The organism is Vibrio sp. D173a (genome assembly GCF_030248475.1).
Genome location: NZ_JAHGAH010000248.1, coordinates 1 through 24,042, shown reverse-complemented (window position 1 = coordinate 24,042; position 24,042 = coordinate 1). Strand labels below are relative to the sequence as shown.

General features: G+C 44.5%; 23 protein-coding genes. 10 read left to right on the top strand and 13 right to left on the bottom strand.

Going from position 1 to position 24,042, the window contains the following annotated elements; translation table 11 throughout:
- Positions 1 to 41 precede the first annotated feature (41 nt).
- The 5 genes from KIV40_RS22045 (at position 42) to KIV40_RS22025 (ending at position 5,773) form a co-directional block, all read left to right on the top strand.
- Positions 42 to 1,169, top strand: coding sequence for a glycosyltransferase (locus KIV40_RS22045; protein WP_285351328.1), 1,128 nt, complete (start codon positions 42 to 44; stop codon positions 1,167 to 1,169).
- A complete protein-coding gene (locus KIV40_RS22040) occupies positions 1,166 to 2,593 on the top strand; it encodes a chain-length determining protein (RefSeq protein ID WP_134976920.1) in 1,428 nt (475 codons plus the stop codon). The genes KIV40_RS22045 and KIV40_RS22040 overlap by 4 nt, the downstream gene beginning before the upstream one ends.
- A 225-nt stretch (positions 2,594 to 2,818) precedes the next feature.
- Positions 2,819 to 3,931 (top strand): glycosyltransferase, encoded by a 1,113-nt coding sequence (locus KIV40_RS22035; RefSeq protein ID WP_228173976.1) that lies wholly within the window; start codon positions 2,819 to 2,821, stop codon positions 3,929 to 3,931.
- A complete protein-coding gene (locus KIV40_RS22030) occupies positions 3,928 to 5,124 on the top strand; it encodes a glycosyltransferase family 2 protein (protein WP_285351327.1) in 1,197 nt (398 codons plus the stop codon). Before KIV40_RS22035 ends, KIV40_RS22030 begins: the two co-directional genes overlap by 4 nt.
- Positions 5,125 to 5,134: 10 nt before the next feature.
- Complete coding sequence (locus KIV40_RS22025) at positions 5,135 to 5,773, top strand: sugar transferase (protein WP_285351326.1); 639 nt, start codon at positions 5,135 to 5,137, stop codon at positions 5,771 to 5,773.
- A 48-nt stretch (positions 5,774 to 5,821) separates the two neighbouring features.
- Here the strand turns inward: KIV40_RS22025 and KIV40_RS22020 are convergent, their stop codons facing one another.
- The 3 genes from KIV40_RS22020 to KIV40_RS22010 form a co-directional block, all read right to left on the bottom strand.
- Positions 5,822 to 6,211, bottom strand: coding sequence for an ATP-binding protein (locus KIV40_RS22020; protein ID WP_134976915.1), 390 nt, complete (start codon positions 6,209 to 6,211; stop codon positions 5,822 to 5,824).
- A gap of 419 nt (positions 6,212 to 6,630) precedes the next feature.
- Positions 6,631 to 7,380: a class I SAM-dependent methyltransferase gene (locus KIV40_RS22015; protein WP_285351325.1), complete on the bottom strand. Its 750-nt coding sequence runs from the start codon at positions 7,378 to 7,380 to the stop codon at positions 6,631 to 6,633.
- Positions 7,381 to 7,383: 3 nt separating this feature from the next.
- On the bottom strand, positions 7,384 to 7,599 hold the full coding sequence (locus KIV40_RS22010; protein ID WP_285351324.1) for a DUF6434 domain-containing protein: 216 nt from the start codon (positions 7,597 to 7,599) through the stop codon (positions 7,384 to 7,386).
- A 254-nt stretch (positions 7,600 to 7,853) separates the two neighbouring features.
- Between KIV40_RS22010 and KIV40_RS22005 the strand changes: the two genes are divergently transcribed.
- The gene (locus KIV40_RS22005) at positions 7,854 to 8,285 is read left to right on the top strand and encodes a hypothetical protein (protein WP_021017747.1); all 432 of its coding nucleotides are present in this window, start codon (positions 7,854 to 7,856) and stop codon (positions 8,283 to 8,285) included.
- A gap of 52 nt (positions 8,286 to 8,337) precedes the next feature.
- Here KIV40_RS22005 and KIV40_RS22000 read toward each other — a convergent pair whose 3' ends face one another.
- Entirely contained in the window at positions 8,338 to 9,876 is a 1,539-nt protein-coding gene (locus KIV40_RS22000) for a diguanylate cyclase (RefSeq protein ID WP_285351323.1), read from the bottom strand.
- Between the two features lie 448 nt (positions 9,877 to 10,324).
- Here KIV40_RS22000 and KIV40_RS21995 point away from each other — a divergent pair, with 448 nt between their 5' ends.
- From KIV40_RS21995 to KIV40_RS21985, 3 genes are read left to right on the top strand one after another with little or no spacing between them, the layout of a single operon-like run.
- Positions 10,325 to 13,489: a response regulator gene (locus tag KIV40_RS21995; RefSeq protein WP_285351322.1), complete on the top strand. Its 3,165-nt coding sequence runs from the start codon at positions 10,325 to 10,327 to the stop codon at positions 13,487 to 13,489.
- Between the two features lie 17 nt (positions 13,490 to 13,506).
- On the top strand, positions 13,507 to 13,980 hold the full coding sequence (locus tag KIV40_RS21990) for a hypothetical protein (protein WP_285351321.1): 474 nt from the start codon (positions 13,507 to 13,509) through the stop codon (positions 13,978 to 13,980).
- A 1-nt stretch (position 13,981) separates the two neighbouring features.
- Positions 13,982 to 15,085: a porin gene (locus KIV40_RS21985; RefSeq protein WP_285351320.1), complete on the top strand. Its 1,104-nt coding sequence runs from the start codon at positions 13,982 to 13,984 to the stop codon at positions 15,083 to 15,085.
- A 78-nt stretch (positions 15,086 to 15,163) separates the two neighbouring features.
- Here KIV40_RS21985 and KIV40_RS21980 read toward each other — a convergent pair whose 3' ends face one another.
- The 8 genes from KIV40_RS21980 to KIV40_RS21945 form a co-directional block, all read right to left on the bottom strand.
- Positions 15,164 to 16,105 (bottom strand): DMT family transporter, encoded by a 942-nt coding sequence (locus tag KIV40_RS21980; protein ID WP_285351319.1) that lies wholly within the window; start codon positions 16,103 to 16,105, stop codon positions 15,164 to 15,166.
- Between the two features lie 183 nt (positions 16,106 to 16,288).
- On the bottom strand, positions 16,289 to 16,903 hold the full coding sequence (locus tag KIV40_RS21975; RefSeq protein WP_285351318.1) for a sugar O-acetyltransferase: 615 nt from the start codon (positions 16,901 to 16,903) through the stop codon (positions 16,289 to 16,291).
- A gap of 171 nt (positions 16,904 to 17,074) precedes the next feature.
- Positions 17,075 to 19,558: an ATP-binding protein gene (locus KIV40_RS21970; RefSeq protein ID WP_306431876.1), complete on the bottom strand. Its 2,484-nt coding sequence runs from the start codon at positions 19,556 to 19,558 to the stop codon at positions 17,075 to 17,077.
- Between the two features lie 202 nt (positions 19,559 to 19,760).
- On the bottom strand, positions 19,761 to 20,090 hold the full coding sequence (locus KIV40_RS21965) for a hypothetical protein (protein WP_012127910.1): 330 nt from the start codon (positions 20,088 to 20,090) through the stop codon (positions 19,761 to 19,763).
- Between the two features lie 137 nt (positions 20,091 to 20,227).
- Positions 20,228 to 20,776 carry a class IV adenylate cyclase gene (gene cyaB, locus KIV40_RS21960; RefSeq protein WP_285351316.1) on the bottom strand — a complete coding sequence of 183 codons (549 nt, stop codon included), beginning with the start codon at positions 20,774 to 20,776 and terminating at the stop codon, positions 20,228 to 20,230.
- A 144-nt stretch (positions 20,777 to 20,920) separates the two neighbouring features.
- Positions 20,921 to 21,307: an MAPEG family protein gene (locus KIV40_RS21955; protein ID WP_285351315.1), complete on the bottom strand. Its 387-nt coding sequence runs from the start codon at positions 21,305 to 21,307 to the stop codon at positions 20,921 to 20,923.
- Positions 21,308 to 21,381: 74 nt separating this feature from the next.
- Positions 21,382 to 21,816, bottom strand: coding sequence for a DUF962 domain-containing protein (locus tag KIV40_RS21950; RefSeq protein WP_134976905.1), 435 nt, complete (start codon positions 21,814 to 21,816; stop codon positions 21,382 to 21,384).
- 185 nt (positions 21,817 to 22,001) lie between these two features.
- Complete coding sequence (locus KIV40_RS21945; protein WP_045380316.1) at positions 22,002 to 22,484, bottom strand: MarR family winged helix-turn-helix transcriptional regulator; 483 nt, start codon at positions 22,482 to 22,484, stop codon at positions 22,002 to 22,004.
- A 120-nt stretch (positions 22,485 to 22,604) separates the two neighbouring features.
- On the opposite strand from KIV40_RS21945, the gene KIV40_RS21940 reads away from it, so the two are divergent.
- A complete protein-coding gene (locus tag KIV40_RS21940) occupies positions 22,605 to 23,507 on the top strand; it encodes a DMT family transporter (RefSeq protein ID WP_285351314.1) in 903 nt (300 codons plus the stop codon).
- A gap of 65 nt (positions 23,508 to 23,572) precedes the next feature.
- Here the strand turns inward: KIV40_RS21940 and KIV40_RS21935 are convergent, their stop codons facing one another.
- On the bottom strand, positions 23,573 to 23,899 hold the full coding sequence (locus tag KIV40_RS21935; RefSeq protein WP_285351313.1) for a cupin domain-containing protein: 327 nt from the start codon (positions 23,897 to 23,899) through the stop codon (positions 23,573 to 23,575).
- Positions 23,900 to 24,042 lie beyond the last annotated feature (143 nt).

Sequence of the window (24,042 nt, the reverse complement as noted above, 5' to 3'; positions counted from 1 at the left end):
GACTTGGGTTACAACAACACAATTGGCTCACGGAGAGAACGATGACAGATATCGTAGTATTTGGAGAAGATTTCGGTGGCTTACCCTCTTCCACTCAACATCTGATAAAGCACTTAGCAAAGAACCATCGTATTCTTTGGGTTAATTCTATTGGCCTTAGACAACCGGCACCGACCACAAAAGACGCCAAACGTTTATTTGCCAAACTGTCTGGTTCAGTAAAGCAAAAAGACGACAAAGCACAAGCCGCGTTTAGTCACCACGATGACTCAGATATTCGTACCATAACCTTGCTTACCATCCCAGCTCCACGTTCTGCATGGGCGCGTAAAGTTGCAACTCAAATGATGAAGTACCAACTAAGCAAAAAACTTCATGAGCTTGGCTTTCAACACACCGTTTTCTGGACGTCACTTCCGACTGCCGTAGATATTTGCAAAGAAATGAGTGCGAAAGGCATTGTCTACTACTGCGGTGATGATTTTGGTGCATTGGCAGGAGTAGACCATCAGACTGTATTGGAGCATGAAACTGAGCTCATTGATTGTGCAGACCTTATTCTAGCGGCCAGTGAAAAGTTGGCGGCTAACTTTCCTCACGAAAAAACCGTCACCATACCTCATGGTGTCGATTTCAGCCTATTCTCAGAATCGGTAGACAAAGCAGAAGACATGCCCAATAACGGACGAAAAGTACTTGGCTTTTACGGCAGCCTGTCGGAGTGGTTGGATTATCAATTGATTGAGCAAGTGGCAAAGCAAGCGCAAGATTGGGATTTGGTGTTCATTGGCCCTAATGAGCTTCCTCACAACCCCTTACCACAACGAAGCAATGTTCATTACCTAGGGGCGAGAGCACATCAGGACTTACCACGTTATTCCCAGCATTGGGATGCAAGCTGGTTACCTTTTGTAGATAACGCCCAAATTCAAGCTTGTAACCCACTCAAACTACTGGAATACCTTGCGACTGGTACTCCTGTGATCAGCACACCTTTCCCTGCCCTTAAGCCATACCAACACATGCTGCATGTCGTGACGAATGTTGAGGATGTGTGTGCGAGCTTGAATCACCTTCTTCCACCACCCGAAGGATCGCTCTCGCTCATTCAACAACAAAGTTGGGAATCAAGAGCGCACCAAATTGAGCGATTAGTGAGGGCGTTATGAGCGATTTAAGAGACAACCTCACTCTATTACTGCACGGGGCATGGCGACGCCGCTACCTGATAGTAATCCCTATGATAGTGCTGCCTATTTTGGGCTTCCTTGTCAGTAAAGCAGTGCCGACTAAGTATGTGGCTCACACCAGCATGCTGATCCAAGAAACGGCCAAAATGAACCCATTCCTTGAAGACCTTGCAGTTTCAACAATGTTGAAAGACCGGTTGAGTGCTTTGAGTACCTTACTCAAAAGCCGCCATGTGCTGTATTCCGTTGCCAAAGAGCAAGGCTTGATCGACGATACTATGGACGCGAACGAACAAGAGTTCATCATAAAAGACCTTGCCAATCGCTTAACGGTTCAACAACTCGGTAAGGACTTCATTCAAATCCAACTCACGAGCAGCCAATCAGAAGGGATGGAAGCGGTGTTAGGCTCTGTCAGCAATCACTTTGTCGAACAGCTCTTAGCGCCAGAGCGCTCATCAATAAAGGATTCTAGCCACTTCTTGACTATTCACATTGATAAACGCCGTGAAGAATTGGACAAAGCGGAACAAGCTTTTGCTGAATACAAAAACGCTTATTCTCATGCAACACCAGCGATGCAAGCACAGAGCTTGACGCGTCTCGCCAGCTTAAAACAAACGTTGGCAGAGAAGGAAGCCGAGTTAGCGGGTGTCAAGCGTAGCCTTGGTAGTTTAGACCAGCAACTTTCAAAGACCAATCCGGTGATTGGTAAGATTGAAGAGCAAATTATCGAGATTCGAAGTGAGCTCACTCTGTTGCGTGCACGATACACAGAAGCACACAGTTTAGTGCAAGGTAAGCTACGTGAGTTGAACCGTCTGGAACAGGAGCGCTCAGTGCTACTCAACTCAAAACAGCCGGAAATGAACAGTGACCAACTTTGGGATATTGCAAGTACAGCGACCATAAGCACGATTGGTGATGCTCAACCGCTGCTTGTATCTCAACTCCACCAACTGCAAATCATGCGTGGCCGTTACGAATCTTTGGAAGAAGAAACGGTTAGTCTAAGAAACATGATCCAAGAGCTGGAAAGCGACGCCAATCGCTTTGGTAGCACAGCAACAGAAATCAATCGACTTGCTCGTGATGTCGCTGTAAAGCGTGAACTTTATGATGATCTGGTTGAACGTTACGAGATGGCGCAATTGACAGGATCTTTAGGTGTTTTTGAAGAAAACAAACGCGTGAAAGTTATCGATGAGCCTTACACGCCAACCTTGCCAGCTAACTTACCTGCTATTATCTTTGTTCTTCTTGGATTAATTGGGGGGGCAGGTTTAGGCATTGGCCTTGCCACCATTGCAGAACTGGCAGATAACTCTATTCGCTCTCGCAAAGCATTGGAAAAACACCTTGGCGCTCCTGTCATCACCACCATCCCTAAAGTCATATTCTGACCTTATTTTTTGACTAATCCTAAGACACTCTCTTCAGAGTGTTTTTTTATTGAGCCATTTCACCTCAAACTCACCTCTATCAATTTTGAATCTCAAATTAGGAATATCGATTTTCCAATTTGAACCTTTATAACAATTAAATATAAGCCATTGTTTAGTCAATACTTAAATTCTGGCATGCCCCCTGCAACGTTTAAGCGATAGCGATACATCGAGGGCTCAGGAATGGAAAACTCAGGTACACAAGAATCACCAATACACGGCAACGTGATTGTTCACGTCGTTCAACACCTAGCTCCCGGAGGCTTAGAAACATTGGTATTGGAGATGCTTCGCTTTGCGAAACCCGAAGATTCGGTTTTTGTTATTAGCTTAGAGGGAAGTAAAACAACAGCACTAAACCATTGGGAGAAACTAGAGAGCTTTGAAGCCCAACTCCACTTTTTGAACAAGCCTGCTGGTTTTAATCTCACTACGATTCGAACTTTGAGCGCCAAGTTGAAGGCATTAAATGCGAATGTCGTTCACACGCATCACATTGGCCCGCTTTTATACGGAGGCATCGCCGCACGGCTTAATGGTGTGAAAACCTTAATCCATACGGAACACGATGCCTGGCACTTAAACAATAAAAAAGCAGCACGATTACAGTCGATTCTGTTGAATGCGCTTAAGCCACAAGTGGCAGCCGATGCCGACTTTGTTGCAAAACAAATCATCAATAAATTAGGCTATCGCAATGTAAACACCATCCACAATGGCATAGATTGCAACAAGTTTACTGATGGTGATAGAAGTGCCGCTCGAACATTTTTCTCTCTACCCAAAGACAAGGTTATTATCGGTACGGCTGGACGCTTGGAAGCGGTAAAAGGCCAAGAAATACTAATCAAAGCTTTTTCCCATCTCCCCAAAGATACCTACCTTGCAATTGCAGGTTGCGGAAGCCAAAAATCGTTGCTTGAAGCGCAAGCACAGTACTTGGGCATCCGAGACAGAGTGACTTTTCTTGGCTTGGTCGATGATATGCCGCGTTTTTACCAAAGCCTCAACCTCTTTTGCTTGCCGTCACTTCAAGAGGGCTTTCCTCTTTCCACACTTGAAGCGCAGGCGTGTGGCGTGCCTTGTATAGCCAGTGATGTTGGTGCGGTTAGAGAAACCCTTTCTCCTCACACAGGAACACTCGTAGAACCAAACCAAGTGCCAATGTTGACCGACGCCCTATCGCAACAGCTCACGTCACCACCTCGCTCTCCTAGGGAGCACATTCTTAAGCACTTTGACATTAGAACTATGGTTAATCGCTATGCGACTCTGGCTCAAGGAGAGAACTTATGATCGATCTACTTTGGACAATCGGCTTCGTTTTGTCTGCGCTACTGATCATCTATCATCACGTCGGTTACCCGTTGGTTTTGAATTGGCTATCCGCTCGTCGCAAGCGACGTCAAACGTCAAAAAAAATGGGGAAAGAACGTTGTTATAGAGCTTCAAAATCCGATTGCACGCTTCCAACGATGACGGTGATCGTCCCAGCGTACAATGAAGAACAATGGATTGCAGAAAAGATTCGTAACCTAGCGAGCTTAGACTACCCCAGAGATAAGCTGACCATCATCGTCGCCTGTGATGGTTGTACCGATAACACCGCAGAGATCGCACAAGACACCATCCAAGAAGCGATTTGCGCAGATACCTTGTTCATCGTGCACGACCATAAAAACAACCGTGGTAAAGTAAACTTGATCAACACAGAGATGGAAAATGTTACTTCTGAGATCACTGCTCTGAGTGATGTTTCTGCTCTTGTATCTTGCGATTCGCTCTTGCTTGCCAGCCAGCACTATCAAAACGAGAACGTTGGTGTGGTCAATGCCACTTACCAAATTATGTCTACCCAAAATCAAGGTGAAGCAGCCTACTGGCGTTATCAATCTAAAGTGAAACTCAAAGAGTCATTGATCGGCTCGACCATCGGGTCTCACGGCGCGTTTTACACATTTAGAACTGACCTATTCACACCTTTAGAGCCAGAGGTAATCAACGATGACTTTATCTTACCAATGCGTATCGTGCTTCAGGGCTATGCCTCTGTCTATGAACCAAAGATGCTCGCGATTGAGTTAGAAAAGAGCTCCGATGATTCTGACTTCAAACGTCGCCTACGTATCTCCGCAGGCAATATGCAGCAGTTCTTGAAGCTGAAAAGGTTGCTACTACCTCGTTACCGTGGGACCGCATTTGCGTTTTTGTCAGGAAAGGTTTTGCGACTCGCGACCCCTTACTTAATGATTATGTGCCTGACGAGTTCTATTTTGCTCATTGAGCACCCCACTTTCCAACTTCTGTTAGCCGGACAGTTAGCCGTCTACTTAGTGGCGTTTATCACTTACTTAATACCAGCATTCAATTTGTTTAAGCCGTTCAAGTTGATCAACTACATGGTGGTTGGACACATAGCAAACTTTGTAGGCGGACTGAGCTACCTACTTGGTATGGAAAGTGGCCGCTGGAAGCGCGTTAATCATTAAGGAAAACACAATGAAAATTTCACGCTACGACTCAAATATTCATTTAGCAAAACGCGCTTTCGACGTCGTTATCTCACTACTCATCTTGTTGGCGACGATACCAATTATGCCTATGATTGCACTTGTCATTGTGGTCAATTCAAAAGGCCCTGTCATTTATCGTCAACTTCGGGTTGGTCGCTGCACACCAGAGAAAATGGGCTTGTTCGAAATTATGAAGTTTCGCACCATGTACATCGATGCTGAACAGTGCTCAGGAGCGGTGTGGGCCAGCGAAAATGACCCTCGGATAACCCCTGTTGGCCGATTCCTACGCAAGACGCGCTTGGATGAACTACCGCAATTGTTCAATGTTCTTAAAGGGGAAATGTCTCTGATTGGCCCTCGCCCAGAGCGCCCTGCTTTCTATCAAAAACTAGAAGAAGAAATTCCTTATTTTGTTGAACGTACCTACGGCGTATTACCGGGTATCACTGGCTTAGCGCAAGTCAACCAAGGTTATGACTCGTCTATTGAGGACGTTCGCCGCAAAGTGGGCTTCGACCACAGCTATGCATTAAGTCTAAGTTCTTTTAATTCTTGGATTTCGATGGATATTTCGATCATGAGCAAAACGCTCGTCGTCATGATCAATGGTCGAGGACAGTAAGGTTAGCGAGATAGAACGGAAGTCAAAAAGGAAGACATAGATGAAACGTTACTCTTGCCATTGGCGGCGCATATTATCTATCGTCGCTGATGGCACACCATGAATGCTCAGATACTCACCTCGGCAAACCTGCACTTCCACTTCAATCTGTTTTTTCTCGCAATACTTTAGATACCGTTTCATCTCCCAATGGCGCACAAACGTGTTACTGACAATCACAGTCTTTCCTTTGCTTAACCATTTGCGAGTTTGCTGAAAGCACCATTCATGGGCATTAGTCAGCTTTGTACCGTCAAAAACGTATTCACCACTTTCATTCTCAAAGTACATGTCAGCTTCAAAATGTTTTGCTTTAAGCTGTTTGGACAACTTCTTGGCAAGCGTCGTCTTACCAGAGCCCGGTAAGCCACGAATTAGGATAAGTTTTGCGTTGGGCATAATGGTGTGATTTTAGTGGAAAACCAGCAAACTGTACGCGATTTTTATAGAAAAGAAAGCCAAAGTGAATAGAAGCTTCATCTACTCTCTCGATCTTGCTCTCAGTTACGTAAATAATTACCCCGCAGCGTTAATTTTTGTTCCCTCCTGCCGCATTTAAAACTAGAATGCGCGCGCATTTATTGAGCCTCAGAAAACACTTACTTCAGGCCCAATCAAACGCAATAACGCTTAATGCCCAATCACGCTCTGCCAGCAATGTTTCACACTGCTCAAAAGCGAAGTCTGCTTGCTGTCTAAACTTCGAAAACCACCGGCAGAGTTCGCTCTCACCTGGCCCGTGCGCACTCGCCTCTCTGGGTATCCAATCTCACTCAACTGTTCAGATAACGTTTCTACAATATTCATTTTTCTTCTTTCTACACTTCCTTGGTGATACGTTTGGCGTGAATCAACCACCAAGGTCGCCCGTCAAACAAACGAGAGCCAACTTGTTCAACTTCCAACATCAAGCCGTCGACAACTTCGCTAGGCAATACTTCCCTTAATTGAACTTCATTACTCACCCATTCTTGATAAATGGCATGCCAAAATTCAGAAACACCCTTTCTCTCAATCGCTTCAACTAATTCAAATCCGTTTCTTTCTAGCGCTGAACGCCATGCACAGCCCAGCTTTTTCGATTTAGGCGAGCCCTCTAGTGGCTCCCGTGTTGTGAAAATCAGTTGGCCATCCATATTTAGTAAGCGATGAATATCTGACAGCAATTGGTCTTCGTCTTTTGCAAATGGTAAAGCGTCGATGCTGACAACACAGTCAAACCTATTGTAAAGGCGGGATAAATTTTCAAATTCCACCACAGAAAACTCGACGCTTGAGCCCTCCTGTGTATGGTGCTTAGCGTACTCAATTGCGAATTCAGAACGATCTACGCCTAACACGTCGCAATCTAACGCTTGGTTAAGCCAGCGACTAAAACCACCAGCTCCACAACCTAAATCCAATACAGCCTTAGGTTTTTTGTTAATGAGTTTACCTTGAATTTGCTCGAGTAACTCGACAGTACAACTGCTGTAAGGCTGCAAGTTCGAGGGGTAGATCTCACCTGTCGCTTTTGTCCATAATGAATTAAAGAAATCGTTGTTTAAACGGTATTGATAGCTACCCATAAATTACTTTGCTTCCTGTCTGCGTAACCATTCTTGTGCGGCTTCCCCCATGGTTATGCACTCTGCTTTGTTCATCCATTGCATGAAGCCGCGATCAAACGCGAAATTATCTCCACACTTCGCTTTGAAGTAGCGACGTACATTCTGAGTACTCTTATAAGAGGAAGTCACTAACATGTTGTCTTCTATCTGGTCTTTATGCCAATCCACTTTATTCATCTCACATTCCTTGCCTGACTTTAATACACAACGTCTTGCTTAAAAGAGAGAGTGACATCTTTTATTACCCACATCTACTTGGTGCTACTGAATACTTCATTTTTGCTGATAGGCTCATATTCCAACCATTTATGGGTTGCACGGGGAAAACAAAATGGGAACGAGACTCAAATATTTACCGATCGCATTGTAATCAGAGCTTCGCTAAGGCGGTCTGCAACTAGGGTCTCCCACTATTTATTGAAGGAATGAAAATGAAACAAACGCTTCACCCTAAAGTTCAACAGCAGTTAGGAATAGCTTTACTTGCATTGCGACTCAGTATCGCACTGGTGTTTATCATGTGGGCGCTGGATAAAGTGCTGGTGCCCGAACATGCTATGAAAGTATTTTCTGGCTTCTATGGCTTAGATATTTCGAGTGGCTTTTCTGTCGCGCTGGGTATTGCCCAGTTAGTTTTCATCGGAGCCTTTCTGGCTGGGCTTTGGAAGAACCTAACTTACCTTGCGATTCTCGTATTGCACGCCGGCTCGACGTTCTCTTCGTTCGCTAAGTACCTAGATCCATTCAACAACCTACTATTCTTCGCGGCATGGCCAATGCTTGCGGCATGTTTCGCTCTCTACCTGTTGCGCAAGCATGACATTTATGTACTGAGAAAACAGCCTCAAGCGGTCTCTGTTTAACTCATCTCCAAGAACAAAGCGCATTAAAAAGGGAGGCTTCTCGCCTCCCTCCTCACTCATAGAATATCGGTACTTCTATCATCGAAGCGTGATAAAACGCATATCGCCCTTTGCCTAATTGCTTGGCTCGATACACTGCCATATCAGAACAGTGCAATAAGGTCTCGATGTCTCTTCCTGCATTATCTGTCATGACAACACCAATGGATGCGGTTAAGTTGATATCGAGACCGAGACTGTCGGCAGTGCTCTGTAGCTTTTCAAGAAATCTATCTAGCTTGAGTTCCAGATCCCGCTTGTTTCTAAACTCTTTCGTCAATACCACAAATTCGTCGCCGCCAAATCGACCTACAATGTCACGCTTATGGCCAAAGCTCTCTCTCAATACCGCCACAAATAATGCGAGGACTTTATCACCCGCGAGGTGACCGTAGGTATCGTTGATATATTTGAGGTTATCCATATCAAAGAAAATACAGGCTCTAGGCGTGTTGCCAAGGGCTAGTGATTTCTCTGCACCTCGCAAGAAGTATTCGCGTGTTAGCAATCCACTACGTGAACAAAAGACACCATTGCGACTGGCTTGAATAACTTGCTCGAAATGCTCTTTTAATTCCATAGAAGCGTCATTAAACACGACCTTACTCTCTTCCAAGAATCGGTCAAGCGGCTGCGTAAGACCCACCACTTGCTTACCCATTAAACGTGCGATCACGATGTAGATAGCGATAATCAACAACACGTTTGCACCAAACATCAATGTGCCTTCGCCAAGTAACGCGCTAAATTTCGCTTTGGAAAGCAAAATCCAAGGCGTACCTTCTACCCTAGTAAATTCAACGTATGATAAATCCAGAGGATAACTGTAAGTAAAGAAGCCACCTCTCTCGGAGCCCGTTAGTGCTTTTAAATTCTCTTCACGGTCAAACAGTTTTTCATAACCGTAGTTGAACAAGTTGACACCAATGTAATGCTCGTCTCGAGAGTGGCTGATGATGTTAAGATCTTCATCTAATAGCACGCTGTAAATGTCGCTCTCTCCCTCTGTACCCAATGCTTTTTGAATCTCAGAGAAATGAATGGACGCAGATATCGTGCCTTGTAAATCGCCACCCTCATCAAACATTGGGCGACACAATACATATACCGTTTGCCCGTTAGACACATCGATGAGGACATTAGTCATGACTGTTTTTTTGGTGCGAATAACCTGGTGGAAGTACTTTCGGTGAGCAATAGAGTGGACTTTGTCATTATGAGTACTCACCATGTTTCCTACACCATCACTGAAACCAATGCCCGCAAGGTCAAACGCTTGTTTATAAGGCATTGCTCTCTGTGCACGCTCGTGTAAGGAGATATCGGGTTCAGTGAAATGTTGGTCGGAACTCATTGCTCGCAATAAATCACGGTAGCCACCAATGATCGTACCAAGATTAATTTCTGCCGATTTGACGTGATATTTGGAAAGGTTTTGAGCTTCACCGACTTGCTGATACGCCCAGTAAGTAAAGTTAGTGAATAATGCAATGAGGAATATCGGGACGGTATACCGCAGTGTGACCGATTGAAGACTTCTGGATACGTTCATGATTTAGTTATTGTTATTAATAGCCGTACAAAATTTTTCGTTTGCATAATAATGATTTCCCCGCCCTGAGCTTGTGACCTTATGAAGTTCAAATCACAAAAATTTCAAGTACGTTCTGCACATAGTCTCAATCACAAGAAAATTCGGCAATTATACCCATGCCTTGGTATCTAAACAGCCATTTTCAGGCCTTATTCGACAAAATATTTTACTCACTCAACAAAAGGCATTTGTTTATAAATATCATCATGTTAAATAAACCATAATTATGCATAAAAACTGACTTATACTGATAGATTAGAAAACCTATATCCTTAAATCATCTAACTTTTGTCGTAGGAGTCACAGTTTCCACGCCGTACAAGTATGAATTTTTCTACCCCATTTCTAACAATTGAGATAGTTAGCCTACACTTTTATATCAACCAATTAGATATGGGTGTGTAATGTGGTCAGGTCGCTTTCATGGAATAACCTATCTGTTAAGCACAAGTTATTTAGCTTAGTTGTTTTACCCATTGTCCTGCTCCTCTTTCTCGCGGGACAACAAGTTCATCGACTCTCTACACAAGCGCAAGATCTAGAGAGGGCTCAGTTATTTTCTGACTATATGGATAACGTTTCTTTTCTGTATAACTTGCCAAACAACGGTGACGTTTCAAACAGGGAATTAGCGATCAAATCCATCACCCAGTCACTTAACAACGAAGCAAAGCGCATCTTTGCAGACAAAGGTTTAGAAATGGCCGATCTGCTTTCCAGCATAGAAGAAGCGAGCTTATCTCTGACGACCACAACAGACATGAATGAGCGTCTAGACATTGCAGAATGGCGAGCAGACACCTACAAGCAGATCCTACTCGCATTAGAAAAAGTGCCGTTTAATGACGCTTCCTATGAAATCCAAGCGCACCTCTCTGCGCTAATGCAAATCGAGTGGTTGATGTTTTGGTCTAAAGAAGAGAACCGCCTGAGCCAATATCTGATTTACTCCGTTGAGCACAACCAATTTTATGATGCCGACATAAGCAGCGAGATTGAGTCTCTGGTCAAAAATCAACAATTGTTCCTTGAACGCTTCGTCACTCTCAACGCCAACCAACAACAAGTTGAACTGTTAATCGACACATTCACCAATGAAGTGTTCGTCCTTAGCCAAGAGTTCAGAAGCTTTCTGTTCAACGAAGAAGCGCTCAGCACCCTGCCAGAAGCTGAAGTTGCAGCAGGATTAACCGCCCTAAATGGACGCTTAGCCTTGCTCAAAAACGTCGATAACGACATATCCAATCAACTCAAAACGGATGTTGGTCAAGCGATCACCATAGCCAATCAGCAGCGTTTGATGTTCATTGCCGTTATGTCTTTCATTACCATCGCGGTGATTAGCTTAGCGCTACGCCTCGTGCGTAAAGTAACCAACAACCTTCAATTGGTTCTCGAATTTCTCCGTCGTGATAGCTACAGCAAAGAATCTCCACTAAGAGAGTTAATCAAAGGCAAAGATGAGTTAAGTAAATTTGCGCAAGAAGTTGAGCGGTTGAGTTACGAACGCGAGCAAGCCAAGGTCAAACTCACCCAAGCTAAGGAAGACGCGGAACAAGCAAAAGATGATGCGATTAAAGCCAGTAAAGCAAAAAGCAGTTTCCTTGCCAATATGTCGCATGAAATACGTACCCCGTTGAATGGTGTTATCGGTATTTCAGAAGTGCTGTCCGATACCTCTCTTACCGCTACGCAAAAAGACTACGTCGACACCATTGAGACATCATCACAGCTACTACTGAGCTTGATTAATGACATTTTGGACTTTTCCAAGATTGAATCTGGCATGCTACTTATCAGCCCTCATTCCACATGCGTGCGCGAATCCATTTACGACATCGCATCTATTGTCTCGCCAAAAGCAAAAGAAAAAGGCATCGACCTTAAAGTGAGCATTAGCCGTAATACCCCTTATCGATTGATGATTGATGATCACCGTCTACGCCAAGTTATCATGAACTTTATGTCTAATGCGGTGAAGTTCACCGAAAAAGGCAGCGTGCATCTCTCTGTTACCACACACGGCGTCTCAGGCGCCAACGCTGTCATGGAGTTTTCTGTTCAGGATTCAGGTATTGGGATCGACGAGCAACAACAAAAGAACATCTTCGAACCATTCGCGCAAGAAGATAACTCTACAACCCGCCAGTTTGGTGGTACTGGTCTTGGCTTAGCAATAAGTACACAGCTCGTCGAGTTAATGGGAGGCAAGATCCAACTAGAATCTGAAAAAGGACACGGCAGTCGATTTTTCTTCCAAATATCCCCTGTAATCGTTCATTTGGGCTTTGATCCCAAGCATGCTGCCAGCGACAGCCAAATTTGGTTAGTTTGCGAAGATGCAGACATGGAACGGATACTGCGCGATGAACTGAGCTTCTACCAGATTGCGGTTCATCAATCGATAACACACTTAGACGCCCTTCCTGCTTGGATTAGCGATAAGGAACGCGTCATCGTGATTTACAACGAGACACGACCAAATTCAGCGATGAAAAACGAAGCAACATTCCAACGACTAGCTGCTCAAAATGTACATATTTGTCTCGGTAGACACCTTCATAGCGACCAGTTTGACTTTGGTGAAAATGTCAGTGCGATTATTACTCAGCCACTTCTGGGTCAACGCTTAGTCAAGGCGATTGAAAGCTGTCAGGCAAGATTCAGTCAAACCGCTCTAGAGGCAGCTGCAAGCAAAACATCGAATACGAACAACAAAATCTTGGTGGTCGATGACAACACGGTAAACCAAAAAATCGCAGGGTTACATGTGACAAAGGCTGGCTATGAATTTGACTTAGCGGCCAATGGCCAAGAAGCGGTCGAGATGTTCGCTAAAAATCAATACGCATTGATTCTGATGGATTGCATGATGCCCGTGATGGATGGGTTTGAAGCAACAAAAAGAATTCGCCAATTGGAAAAAGAGGTCAATAGAGGCTATCGAATCCCAATCATTGCCTTGACAGCAAGCGTAGTGGATGACGATATACAGAAATGTTTCGATGTCGGTATGGATGACTACGTGCCTAAACCATTCAAAGCAGCGGTATTAAAAGATAAATTGTCAAAAGCCGTTGAGGCTAGCAAATCGAACGTAGCAATAACTCCCGCGGTACCTTCAACTATAAGCAGCCGAATCAACACTCAACCAAAAGAAAGGCCGGAAGAACCGATGACAACGCCATTACCCAGCCGATCTGAGCGTATTCTTTTGGTTGAAGACAATACGGTCAACCAAAAAGTCGCCTCTCTACTTCTGAGTAAGGCGGGATATCAATTTGAAATCGCTGAAAATGGTCAGATCGCCTTGGACATGTTCCAACAAGATAATAGCTTCGACATCATCTTAATGGATTGCATGATGCCGGTGATGGATGGCTTCGAAGCAACTAAAGAGATTCGTGCATACGAAAAAGTTTCTGGTCTGCCTAAGACCCCTATCATCGCACTCACAGCGAGTGTCGTAGACGATGATATTCAGCGCTGTTATGACTCTGGCATGGATGCCTATGTACCAAAACCAGTGAGAAAAGAAAAACTTCTTCATCAAATTGAAAGTGTGATTTAAAGAGCAAGGTAATGGTCATGGATACCCATTTCTTAAAAAACAAGGTGCTGAGCGTTGTCTCTACCGCAATGATTGCTTTTGCATTGCTGATCTCCTTCGATAGTGAAGCCTTGGCAGCAGATAGCTATGCTATTTTTTCTCTCGATTCAGATTTTGATGAACTCAACATCACCAAAGCCCGAAAGCTATATCGAGGGAAAACCAAACGACTGCAGGGTAAACGAATTGAGCTTTCTGATTGGCCTGAGACCTCATCAGAACGCTCTGAGTTCTACCGATACCTCCTCAACAAAAATATCGCGCAAATGAATGCGCATTGGGCAAGCTTGTTATTCTCAGGTAAAGCGCGCCCACCCAAAGTTATCGACAATTCCGATATGGATGCCCTTTTGACATGGATGAAAGAAAAGCCAAATCGCATTGGCTATGCACTGGTGAGTAGCCTTCCGTCAAATGCACAGATCCTCTACGTAGTAAGCTCGGAGAAATAATATGAAGAAAACACTCATCGCATCAGTGATAGCAACAACGCTAAGCAGTGTGGCCTTACCGAGCTTAGCGGCAATAGAGATCACCGATAATTTATCGTTGAGCGGCTTTGGCTCTACCTCATGGGCAACAACTGACAACGAAACACCAGTGCTCGTTAATCGATTCATCGACGATGAAAACTGCTACGACTGTGATACCACCTTTGGTGTTCAACTCGACTTCTATTACGACGCTTTTAAAGCTTCTGCTCAAATGGTCAAAAGACCACAGGACCACTGGAGCGATCCTCAGCTAGAATGGGCCTACCTTGCCTACAGCTATGGCAATATTGAGTTTCGCGCTGGTCGCCTACGAATGCCTGTATTCCTCGCCTCCGAGTATTACTATGTCGGGCACGCCTTTACGCCAGCAAGGCCACCAAACGAAGTCTATGACAGTATTCTGGGAATTACGGCGTTCAATGGGATTTCATTTCTATGGAACTATGACATCAACGACAGCATGACGTTAACCACGACACCTTTCATTGGTTTTCATGATGAAAGTACCGTCGACTTCAACGCCAATACCGAGCTGACGTTTAAAACTAACGATATGTATGGCGTGAACTTCATCTTGAGTGGTGATTATTATCGTTGGAACTTGACCTATTTAGATTCGAATTACGACCAAGAAACGAAACTGCGCAACCTCACTACCACTATTCCTGGTGTTGGTGCTGTTCCCATTCCAGATCAAACCATCAAAGCAAAAGGCCAAGATATTCAGCTTATCTCGCTGGGCGCAGAATATGAGTTTGATGCCCTGACTTTAACTTTGGAAGGTCAAACCAACGACATTGCATCTGCATGGTATGCACAAGGCAGCTATAACTTAAACAAGTTCACACCGTATGCTATTTATGGCCAACAGTTTGATGACCATGAACATAAAGTGAGCGATAGCTATCTATTGGGTGTGAGATACGATCTGCACTACAACGTGTCACTCAATGCGGAATGGCAACACTTTAAAGCTTATCGAGACGCCTCAGGTGCATTTGTTTCTCCCCCTTCAGATGACAGCGCAGATATGTACACCATTATGGCTAACTTTGTGTTCTAAGCCTTTGGCAGGTCAATGCTTATCGACCTGCCTCCCCTCTATCACCGTCTCCGCTCTTCGTCTTCTGTAATAGAGTACTCATGACTTAAACCGGTTGATCATCACAACCGAAACAACGGTCAGCATCATCCCCAAGGCATGAAACCAAGTAAATGATTCATTCAATATAAAAATGGCGCACAACGCCGTCATCGCAGGACCAATATTGCTCACCAAACTCAGGTGTGTAGGGTCGAGCCGCGCCATTGCGGCAGCTATCAAATATGAGGGAATAACCGTGCAGAAGATGCCAAGCAATACCCCAATGGTGATGAGTTCTTCACTCATAGTATTTAACTGTAGCGAGCTAAAAGACAGATGAATAAGAATTGCAATCCCAGCACTCCCCATTCCAATACTGGTGAACAGCTTACTACCGAGTTTTACGATACTGGCTTTACTCATGACCAAGTACACGGCAAATACAAATGCCGACGCAATCGCTAATCCACCACCGAGCCAAATCTTCTCTCCATAGTGAGAAAGATCGTGCGCCACAATGAGACCAACCCCAAGATACCCAACCAAAACGGCAAATAATACCGAACGCTTGGGTGATTGCCCCTCTTTAAACCACATGATCAGCACAACAAAAGTAGGAAAAAGGAAAAGTAATAACCGCTCAAGTTGGGCGGAAATGTAATTAAGTGCCGTAATGTCTAAATAACTGGCCAAGTAATAACCCAGCACGCCAATGGACGCCGCTTTAAGTCCATACCTTCTCACTTTCCCGCGATATTCAGAGTTACGCAACGTCCAAAACAAAATGCCAAGGTAAACTGGTAATGAACTCATCGCTCGTAACGTTATGATACTGACCGCATCACCACCATGCTGGTAAGCGAGTTTGACAAAGACAGGTTTAATCGAAAACAGCAGTGTTCCGGCAAGTGCAAGCATGACACCTATTGTCACTGCACTCACTGGGTTCTTTTTAGTCTGGCTTTCTGATTGGTCGTTGGAATCGGATGCCGTATTCATTTTGTCTCCTTGATGATTGATGACTTTCAAACAAGGCTACGAGATAGAATACGACTCTGGCTGCATCTACTCGCAGCCAGGCACAACTCAACCTACCGACTGCTTGGCATTGGAAGGAGGAGCCACCAGAGGTTGGTTGTGCGGATGAGCATTTTACTTTCCTATTCGGATAAAAGGTTCAGATTAACCATTGAACATATTTTGTTCAAGCTTACGGTCTTTAAAATAGTACTCTTTGTCGTGTTGTCCGACTTCTCTCAGCACACGACATGGATTACCAACCGCAACAACGTTGGCAGGAATGTCCTTGGTTACTATGCTGCCAGCGCCAATCACTGAATTTTCTCCAATCGTCACACCCGGTAATACCACCGAGTTTGCGCCAATCCACACGTTATCTCCGATTCGAACTGGTATGTTGAACTGAGCGACATCTCGTCTCAAATCAGGATCGATTGGGTGCCCTGCCGTCGCTATAGTCACATTCGGTCCAATCATTACGCTATTCCCAATGTAGATGTAAGTATCGTCAACCAAAGTGAGGTTGAAGTTTGCGTAAACATTATCACCGAGGTACGTATGGCATCCCCAGTTCGCCCTTAAAGGCGGTTCGATGTAGCAATTCTCACCTACAGACGCGAGAAGACGCCCAACTATCTCGCCCCGCTTTTCTGATTCCGAAGGACGGGTGTGATTGTAATCGTATAATGTTTCAAGACATTCGGTTTGCATTGTCGCCAGCTCTTCATCATTGCAGAAGTACACTTTTTGGCTGTGCAGCATGGTTTTATTATCCATTTTCATTCCTGTTTAGGGGATGTTCTTGGTTGGGATTTAGCAGAGTAAGAATAGAAATGCTTGCCAGAAGTCATGAAATTCGTACTTTACTTTATAGTAGGGTGAAGTTATGAACCCAAGGCACGTTTTTACCGATGATGTATTGTTTCTTAACAGACAAAAATGAGACGCTTATTCTGTTGACGCGTTAGGTAAATGCCGAGACAAAGCATCTATGAGATCCTTTTTGATGAGTGGTTTGGCAAGAACTTCATCAGCACCTGCATCGATAAAAGATTGTGTCGATTGTTGCATCACATCCGCAGTCCATCCGAAGATCACGATATCATCTAACCCTTGTTCGCGGATTAGCTTAACAACCTCAATACCACTCATTTCTGGCATATGGTTATCAATAATGATTAGATTGAAAGACTGCTCTTTCAACAAGTTCAGTGCTTCTTGTCCACTGCTGCATGTGTGACTTTTCGCCCCTAACTTATCCAAAAAGACTTTCGCGATGATTTGATTCATCCGATTGTCATCCGTAATCAGCGCGTTAACGGACGAGAGATCTTTACCCTTCACGTCCTCTGTTTTCTCTTCAATTACCTCGCCTAAATCACTTGGTAAGCTAATCACAAAGCGGAACTGGCTTCCCTTTCCTAGCCCACTCTCAACACTGATTTGGCCATTCATAAGAGTCACTAGTTTTTGACAAATCGCTAAGCCCAATCCGGTGCCACCATACTGCCGAGTCGTCGACACTTCCGCTTGTTCAAATTCATTAAAAATAGAATCCATCCGATCTTGAGGAATACCGATACCGGAATCTTCTACGCAAAATTCGACGAAAGGTGACTCTAGCGCTTTGATGCAAACGTTAATATGACCAGTCTTAGTAAACTTGAGCGCATTGCCGACAAGATTGAGCAAGACCTGTCGAATACGCACAGAATCACCACAATAGTAGCAGTCATCACTGCAGTGGTTATCCACGTTAAACACAATGCCTTTCTCTGAGCACAATCCCTGGTAAGTCACTTCCACCGGAGTAATGATGTCGGCCATTTTGAAAGGATGAATATCGAGTGCAAGCGCATCACTTTCTACCTTGGCTAAATCTAAGATATCATTGAGAATCGAGAGCAGGTGTTCACCCGAGTTCAATGCGAGTCGCAGCACTTTCCTCTGTTCCAAGTCTCGGATGTCATCGTTCAATATTTGTAGCATGCCCAAGAGCCCATTAAGTGGTGTCCTTATTTCATGACTCATCGTTGCTAAAAATGCCGATTTCGCTTCATTGGCGCGCCTTGCCTTCAATGCCTCGGTTTCAAGGTCACTTTCTAAGCGTTTTACTTCTGTGATGTCGCGTTCAATAGCAATAAAACGCTCAACAACACCTTGCTCATTCCTCAATGGGATGATATCGATATCAATCCAATAGGGCTGTTTGTTTCTCGTATAGTTGAGTATCTCCGTCCTAACTTGCTCACCCTGTCGAACCGCTTTTCCGATGTCTGCAATCGTATCTGGTGAAGTATCGGCACCTTGCAAGAAAGCACCCGGCGCTAACCCTTTGATGCCATCGAGTTGATAACCCGTCATGGATTCAAACGCCTTATTTACCCATTCAACCTTTCCGTGGTGGTCTGTGATAACAATGGCATCTCTTGCGGCTTTAACTACGGTCGCCAATAACTCGCTCTCCTTCTCTTTTTCTTTCAACTGAAGGTTTGATCCTTCTAGCTCCCGCTTGGATTTTTCGAGTTCACGGTGTGGGTTAACAAATAGCCTTTTTCCTATGAATGTTACAATAATCGAACTCACGATCAGCACACCAATTAAGCCCTTTAGCAAACTGCTTTGAAGGTTTGTTAACTGTTCGTCCAAGAAGGATCTACTGACACCTTGAGTCAAAAGCAAATTACCTCGGCTCAAGGGTTCTTTATTGATGATCCATCGGTCGATGGCGCTTACGGTTAGAACATGCTCATGGCTATGGGAGAGATGGTCTTGCGCCTGTTTTTCGGTTATGTGAGCCAGTTCAGGAAGCGGTGGGATGGTTTGACTGAGTTCATACCAACGCTCTCTTCCTGTTACGAACGAACCAAAAAAGTCATCGTAGTCAACAGCGGTTTCACCATATAACATCCCGACAAAATCACCGTTATTCACAAGAGGCATAAAAAGCTTTAAGCAGATGTGGTTAGTATCATCGTGCAGCAGATACACGATGCGCTCATTTAGTCGAGACTCAGAAAGCGCATTAAAAATCGCGACTTCTTGTTCAGATGCGGGGTGACGGAAAGTGTCTTCGAACAACAACTCACCGTTTACATCTCTTGCTGCAAATTGCATCGTTTGATGTTGGCCTTTAAAGCGCTCCAGCTGAAACGCTAACCCTTCAACATCATTGTCGACTAAGGCATCAATAACCCCACTGTATTGGGATGCAAGGACGATTCGGTCTTCCGCTACCTCTAAGTACTTCTCCATAAAGATCTTGGCCGACTCCAATTCAAACCGACCATTCCCCTTTTGGAGTTGCTTTATTGTAGCCTGACTTTCTTGAGATAACACAATCAATGAAATGACTCCAAAAATGAGCGCAGTCATCCCAATAAAAATGAGTAATAGAGCTTTCGGACTGAACCTAGAGAGCTTTTTTGCCATGAGCACATGCTTCCTTGCGCGAATTCACCGCTTTCACATCAATAAGTGTAGGATACACAACCGGTTAATTCTCATACTCATTTAGGGTTAGCCTTTGGGAACCAACTCCTTCAATACAAATCACACATCAACCTAATGAGCGGAAAATACCGAACTGGCAGGATCAAAAATGCCGCAAATTTCGAACCTTGCGGCATTTGTTCTAAGTAGGCTTATTTCTTTTTTTACGAGCCTCCAGACGCGCTTTAAATTTCTTATCTCGACGCTTTAATGCTCGGAAAAACTTCGATTCTTCGTGATACCAACCAATAACACTGACAGGAAATCCAACCAGCATCATGATAAAAATATCGGCGGGGAACTGCTGCGTAATATCTTTCAATGAATGCAGCTCACCAAAAACAAATAAACCGATTACCTTGCCAACCAACAACGCACAGCAAATCATCAAGAAAGACTTCATAATGTAGTGCCATTTGCCTTTCTTGCGTTCTTCTCGCCAATACACATATTTGTGCTCGCGGTTGTACATTTCCCCCTCCGCTTAAGTGACGTTGTCACCATCATTTTCGAAATGGAATGTTAACGCGAGACGCCAGCTCGCACTACTTTAATCATAGTGCGATTGGAGGGAGTTGCTTATTAGACTAATCAGAAATGGCGGGGATTTTACTGAGCGGTCCATATTTGTTTGTAAGAGAGCGGTTCTCGGTTGGACTCATCCAAACCAAACATGCCTGCTAGAGCCTCTAGTTTTTGCTTGTAACGTCCTAATGCGCTTTCATCATCAGTCATGATCGCGAATTCTGCGAAATAACCAATGCCTTCAAGGTGATCGAGCGTGATATGGAATTCACCGACAAAGTAGATGCTGCGAACCTTCTTAGTATGAAGAATCACCTCATACCCCATGTTCTCCAACATGCTTTTGGCTGCGTGGGACTTGGTGATGTCTGTCGCTTCGCAACGATCTTCTTCCGGTCCTTTCACAATCCAAAGCTTAATCCCAGACGGTTCAATCTCACGAATCACCAAGCTTTTGTTTTCGTTGGTTAGTTTGCGATCAGGTGTATCGTAAAACCAATCTGCTTCTTGGTTATCTTCGAACATCACCTCGTGCTTTAGGCTGCTTAGCGTGGTTAAAAATGCTCGCTTGTCTTTCACTCTGTATTTCAATTCAACTTCAAACTGCCCCAGAAAATGATCTTGTGCACTCACGCGACTACCTCACTACCACTGTTCGCTTCGACTTTTTGTTGTTCTTTGCAACGTTAAAGGACTTCTAAAACCAGCGAGATGGTAACATAGGTTAGTAATTCGAAATGCTGCACAAGATAACTTTGTGCAAACGCGTCGTTAAAATCAAAACGCAAGAGAAAGCATATAAATACAGCTTGTCACGCCCACAATAACGACAAAGGTTCGGCCAATCGCGATATTTGCGATGTACATAACCGGATGCGCTATTCGCGTTATAGCAAATATGATGGCTGGCATAGACAAGTCTGACCAAGGAACGCCACTCAAGTTCACCGTTAAAATTGTGGCTGTGTAGAAAGACAGCGCTTCCCAAGCATTGGATTGAGCAGCGATAATTCTCGCCGCACGCCCACTAAGTTTCCTCTCCTGCAAGCGTGGATGATGATTATCAAGATGACCGAGTTGCTGAACCTTGGCATATCCACCAAGACCTGCAAGTACATAAGGAATGAAGCTAACAAAAACTAAAACAAACAGAGCGGTAGGCATAATAGATCTCGATAAAAATGGGAACTACCTAGAGTCTAGTAACTCCTTATTCCCATAACTTCTTGCTCATCTCATTAATGCTTACGAAACACCCAAATAGGACCAATCAGTAAAAACTGAACATCTTCAAAAAACGATGGTTTCTTCCCTTCGATTTTGTGCCCGATAAACTGGAAAATCCAAAGCACACCAAACAGCAGCATCGAAATCTGTAAAACCGGCCAACCGAGTATGTCCATCGACCAGATTAGCCCAATACAGGCAACGGTGTAGCCAATCATCATCATAAATACGCTTAGAGAAAGGCGGTAGTAAAAGATCCACGCGGGTAGCGCAACAACCCATACCCAGTTGAGATTGAACCCAAATAAAGGAATTTGCGGAATGGACCAAATCAAGCCAACCACGGATAAAAAGATACCCGGCACCGCCACTTTATGAATCTTTTGATTGATTGGGTTTTGATGGCTTTCACCGTAGGCTTCTAACCATTCAGAAAGTGCACGCATAACTTCACCCTTAACATCGCTATAACATTTATATAGTCGGTGCGAGTTAAAGGTGCTAGCTTTTGCCTGAAGATATTGATAATAAACAAAGTATCTGTGACCAAGCACAAAGTATGTTACTGATATCCCGATGAAATACGCGGCCCTTTAGTCAGTTTCGAATCCACAAGGTTATAGGTTATCGATTACTCGTACTGCGGCAATAAGAGCTTTAACGCCTGATTAACCTGCCCTTTTTCTGCACTGCTCAAAGACCCCATCAACTCATGTTGCGCTTGAAGGTGCTGCTCTATCAGCGAGTCAATGAGCTCGAAACCTTTTGCTGTGAGTTCAACAGTGACGCTACGGCGATCTTCTTTACTGTGCTCACGCGCGATCAGACCTTTCTTCTCTAGCTTATCAAGCCTATTTGTCATGGCACCGGATGTCAGCATCATGGATGAAATCAGCTCTGATGGCGTTAAACGATATGGCTGACCACTGCGTCGCAGCGTTGCTAAAACATCAAACTCGCCCATTTTGAGATCGTAACGTTTGTGCAGTTCGGCGACGTGGTTTTCCATGTGCTTTGCGATTCTCATCAAGCGCCCCATGATCGCCATCGGTTCGGTGTCGAGCTCCGGCTTTTCCTTAGCCCATTGGCTTACCACTCTGTCAATTGCGTCCATTACCCTTTCATCTCCAAAGACATTCTGATTTACAAATTAATCTTAACATAAAGATACTTTACAAAAAGTCATTTCATACGTATCGTTACAATAAATTATCTCAACGTGAAGATATTTAATATGAACATTTTACTCGCGATGATTCCGGCGTTCTTTTGGGGCACCACTTACGCCGTAACACAATTTACTCTGCCAGACTGGCCGCCAGTGTTGCTTGGCGCACTGCGAGCTTTGCCGGCTGGCCTTTTGTTGCTTGCTATCAAACCATCACTACCAAAGAAACAAGATTGGAAGATCTTATTGGTACTCGGCACGATCAATATCGCCCTTTTCTTCGGACTCATCTTTGTTATGGCGTTGACCTTGCCTTCCGCAATTTCTGGCGTCGGCATGATTTCTGTCCCTGTGTTCGCGATGTTATTTGGCTGGGTAGTATACAAACGACAACCAAGTTTGATTCAAGGGATAAGTGGCGCAGCGCTCATTGCATTGGCGTGGTTCCTGTTTGATCCTAGCTCAATCACACTTAACCCCATTGGCTTAATCGCAATGCTATCTGCAATCATGTGTATCGTTATCGGCAGTAGCGTCACTAAGTCTCTTGGGACAAGAATGCACTGGTGGACGGTGGTAACATGGCAGCTCATCTTAGGCGGTATCATTCTTTCTATCGCTGCAGCCATCTTTGCGAGCTTTAATCCTGAGCCGTATGTGAGCGCCCTACAAAACGCATCATTGAGAAACGTCGCTGGTTTATTATGGGTTATCGTACTTAACACTGCGCTTGGCTACGGCATGTACGTGTGGCTATTGCAACGCATGTCGGTGGTGGACTTTACCTTCGGTGGTATCGCAAACCCAGTAGCTGGCATTGTTTCTGGCTTAGTATTGATGGGAGAAAGCTTCACACCCCTTCAATACAGCTTGATGCTTGGCATGATCCTGATGTCGCTCGTTCCGCAACTGGTGATGTCGTTTAAACAAAAACGCAGTATTGATCACGCAAAGCCTTGTGAGTCATAACGCTCTATAACGTGAAACACAAAAAGCCTGAGTTTTTATGCTCGGGCTTTTGGTTCTGCTGTTCTTCACTTCACCGTTATCGGCTTACCTTTCACACCGACGTAAAAGACCAGAATCTCTGTCGGCTCATCACCCGTATTTGCACCAAAATGCCATTGGTCGACGACTTCCGCAATTGCGTCTCCGGCTTTCAGCACGCCCTTCGGGACGGTAATTTTCAAAATAGTGACTTCAGGTTGGCCTTTGGGGTATTCAGGCAACGTAGTGCCGTCCCAGCTGGTGGTAGTCTGTAATACCACTTCAGCCTCTACTGAGTCTGGCGATTGAATGTCTGCCCATACACAGCTAAACACCAATGAAAGTGCAATCACTGCAGTTTGAATCGGTTTCAAAGTTCTCTCCTTGTTTATTAATAACCTTTACTTAAACAGTAAGAGAGATTCAGATATGAGCCTGACTTGAATGGTGAATATGTGAGGTTGAGGTCGATTTTAAGTCGTCCATAAAAAATGCCCACCGAATCGGCCTGTCTCTT

Excerpts from the sequence above, each read along its gene's own strand:
- KIV40_RS21975 (WP_285351318.1), bottom strand. The coding sequence starts at position 16,903 with ATGGATAATAAAACCATGCTGCACAGCCAAAAAGTGTACTTCTGCAAT.
- KIV40_RS21990 (WP_285351321.1), top strand. The coding sequence starts at position 13,507 with ATGGATACCCATTTCTTAAAAAACAAGGTGCTGAGCGTTGTCTCTACC.
- KIV40_RS21940 (WP_285351314.1), top strand. The coding sequence starts at position 22,605 with ATGAACATTTTACTCGCGATGATTCCGGCGTTCTTTTGGGGCACCACT.
- KIV40_RS22000 (WP_285351323.1), bottom strand. The coding sequence starts at position 9,876 with ATGAACGTATCCAGAAGTCTTCAATCGGTCACACTGCGGTATACCGTC.
- KIV40_RS22025 (WP_285351326.1), top strand. The coding sequence starts at position 5,135 with ATGAAAATTTCACGCTACGACTCAAATATTCATTTAGCAAAACGCGCT.
- KIV40_RS22005 (WP_021017747.1), top strand. The coding sequence starts at position 7,854 with ATGAAACAAACGCTTCACCCTAAAGTTCAACAGCAGTTAGGAATAGCT.
- KIV40_RS21965 (WP_012127910.1), bottom strand. The coding sequence starts at position 20,090 with ATGTACAACCGCGAGCACAAATATGTGTATTGGCGAGAAGAACGCAAG.
- KIV40_RS22035 (WP_228173976.1), top strand. The coding sequence starts at position 2,819 with ATGGAAAACTCAGGTACACAAGAATCACCAATACACGGCAACGTGATT.
- KIV40_RS21950 (WP_134976905.1), bottom strand. The coding sequence starts at position 21,816 with ATGCGTGCACTTTCTGAATGGTTAGAAGCCTACGGTGAAAGCCATCAA.
- KIV40_RS21945 (WP_045380316.1), bottom strand. The coding sequence starts at position 22,484 with ATGGACGCAATTGACAGAGTGGTAAGCCAATGGGCTAAGGAAAAGCCG.
- KIV40_RS22040 (WP_134976920.1), top strand. The coding sequence starts at position 1,166 with ATGAGCGATTTAAGAGACAACCTCACTCTATTACTGCACGGGGCATGG.
- KIV40_RS21970 (WP_306431876.1), bottom strand. The coding sequence starts at position 19,558 with ATGGCAAAAAAGCTCTCTAGGTTCAGTCCGAAAGCTCTATTACTCATT.
- KIV40_RS22045 (WP_285351328.1), top strand. The coding sequence starts at position 42 with ATGACAGATATCGTAGTATTTGGAGAAGATTTCGGTGGCTTACCCTCT.
- KIV40_RS22030 (WP_285351327.1), top strand. The coding sequence starts at position 3,928 with ATGATCGATCTACTTTGGACAATCGGCTTCGTTTTGTCTGCGCTACTG.
- KIV40_RS21985 (WP_285351320.1), top strand. The coding sequence starts at position 13,982 with ATGAAGAAAACACTCATCGCATCAGTGATAGCAACAACGCTAAGCAGT.
- KIV40_RS21980 (WP_285351319.1), bottom strand. The coding sequence starts at position 16,105 with ATGAATACGGCATCCGATTCCAACGACCAATCAGAAAGCCAGACTAAA.
- KIV40_RS22020 (WP_134976915.1), bottom strand. The coding sequence starts at position 6,211 with ATGCCCAACGCAAAACTTATCCTAATTCGTGGCTTACCGGGCTCTGGT.
- KIV40_RS22015 (WP_285351325.1), bottom strand. The coding sequence starts at position 7,380 with ATGGGTAGCTATCAATACCGTTTAAACAACGATTTCTTTAATTCATTA.
- KIV40_RS22010 (WP_285351324.1), bottom strand. The coding sequence starts at position 7,599 with ATGAATAAAGTGGATTGGCATAAAGACCAGATAGAAGACAACATGTTA.
- KIV40_RS21955 (WP_285351315.1), bottom strand. The coding sequence starts at position 21,307 with ATGCCTACCGCTCTGTTTGTTTTAGTTTTTGTTAGCTTCATTCCTTAT.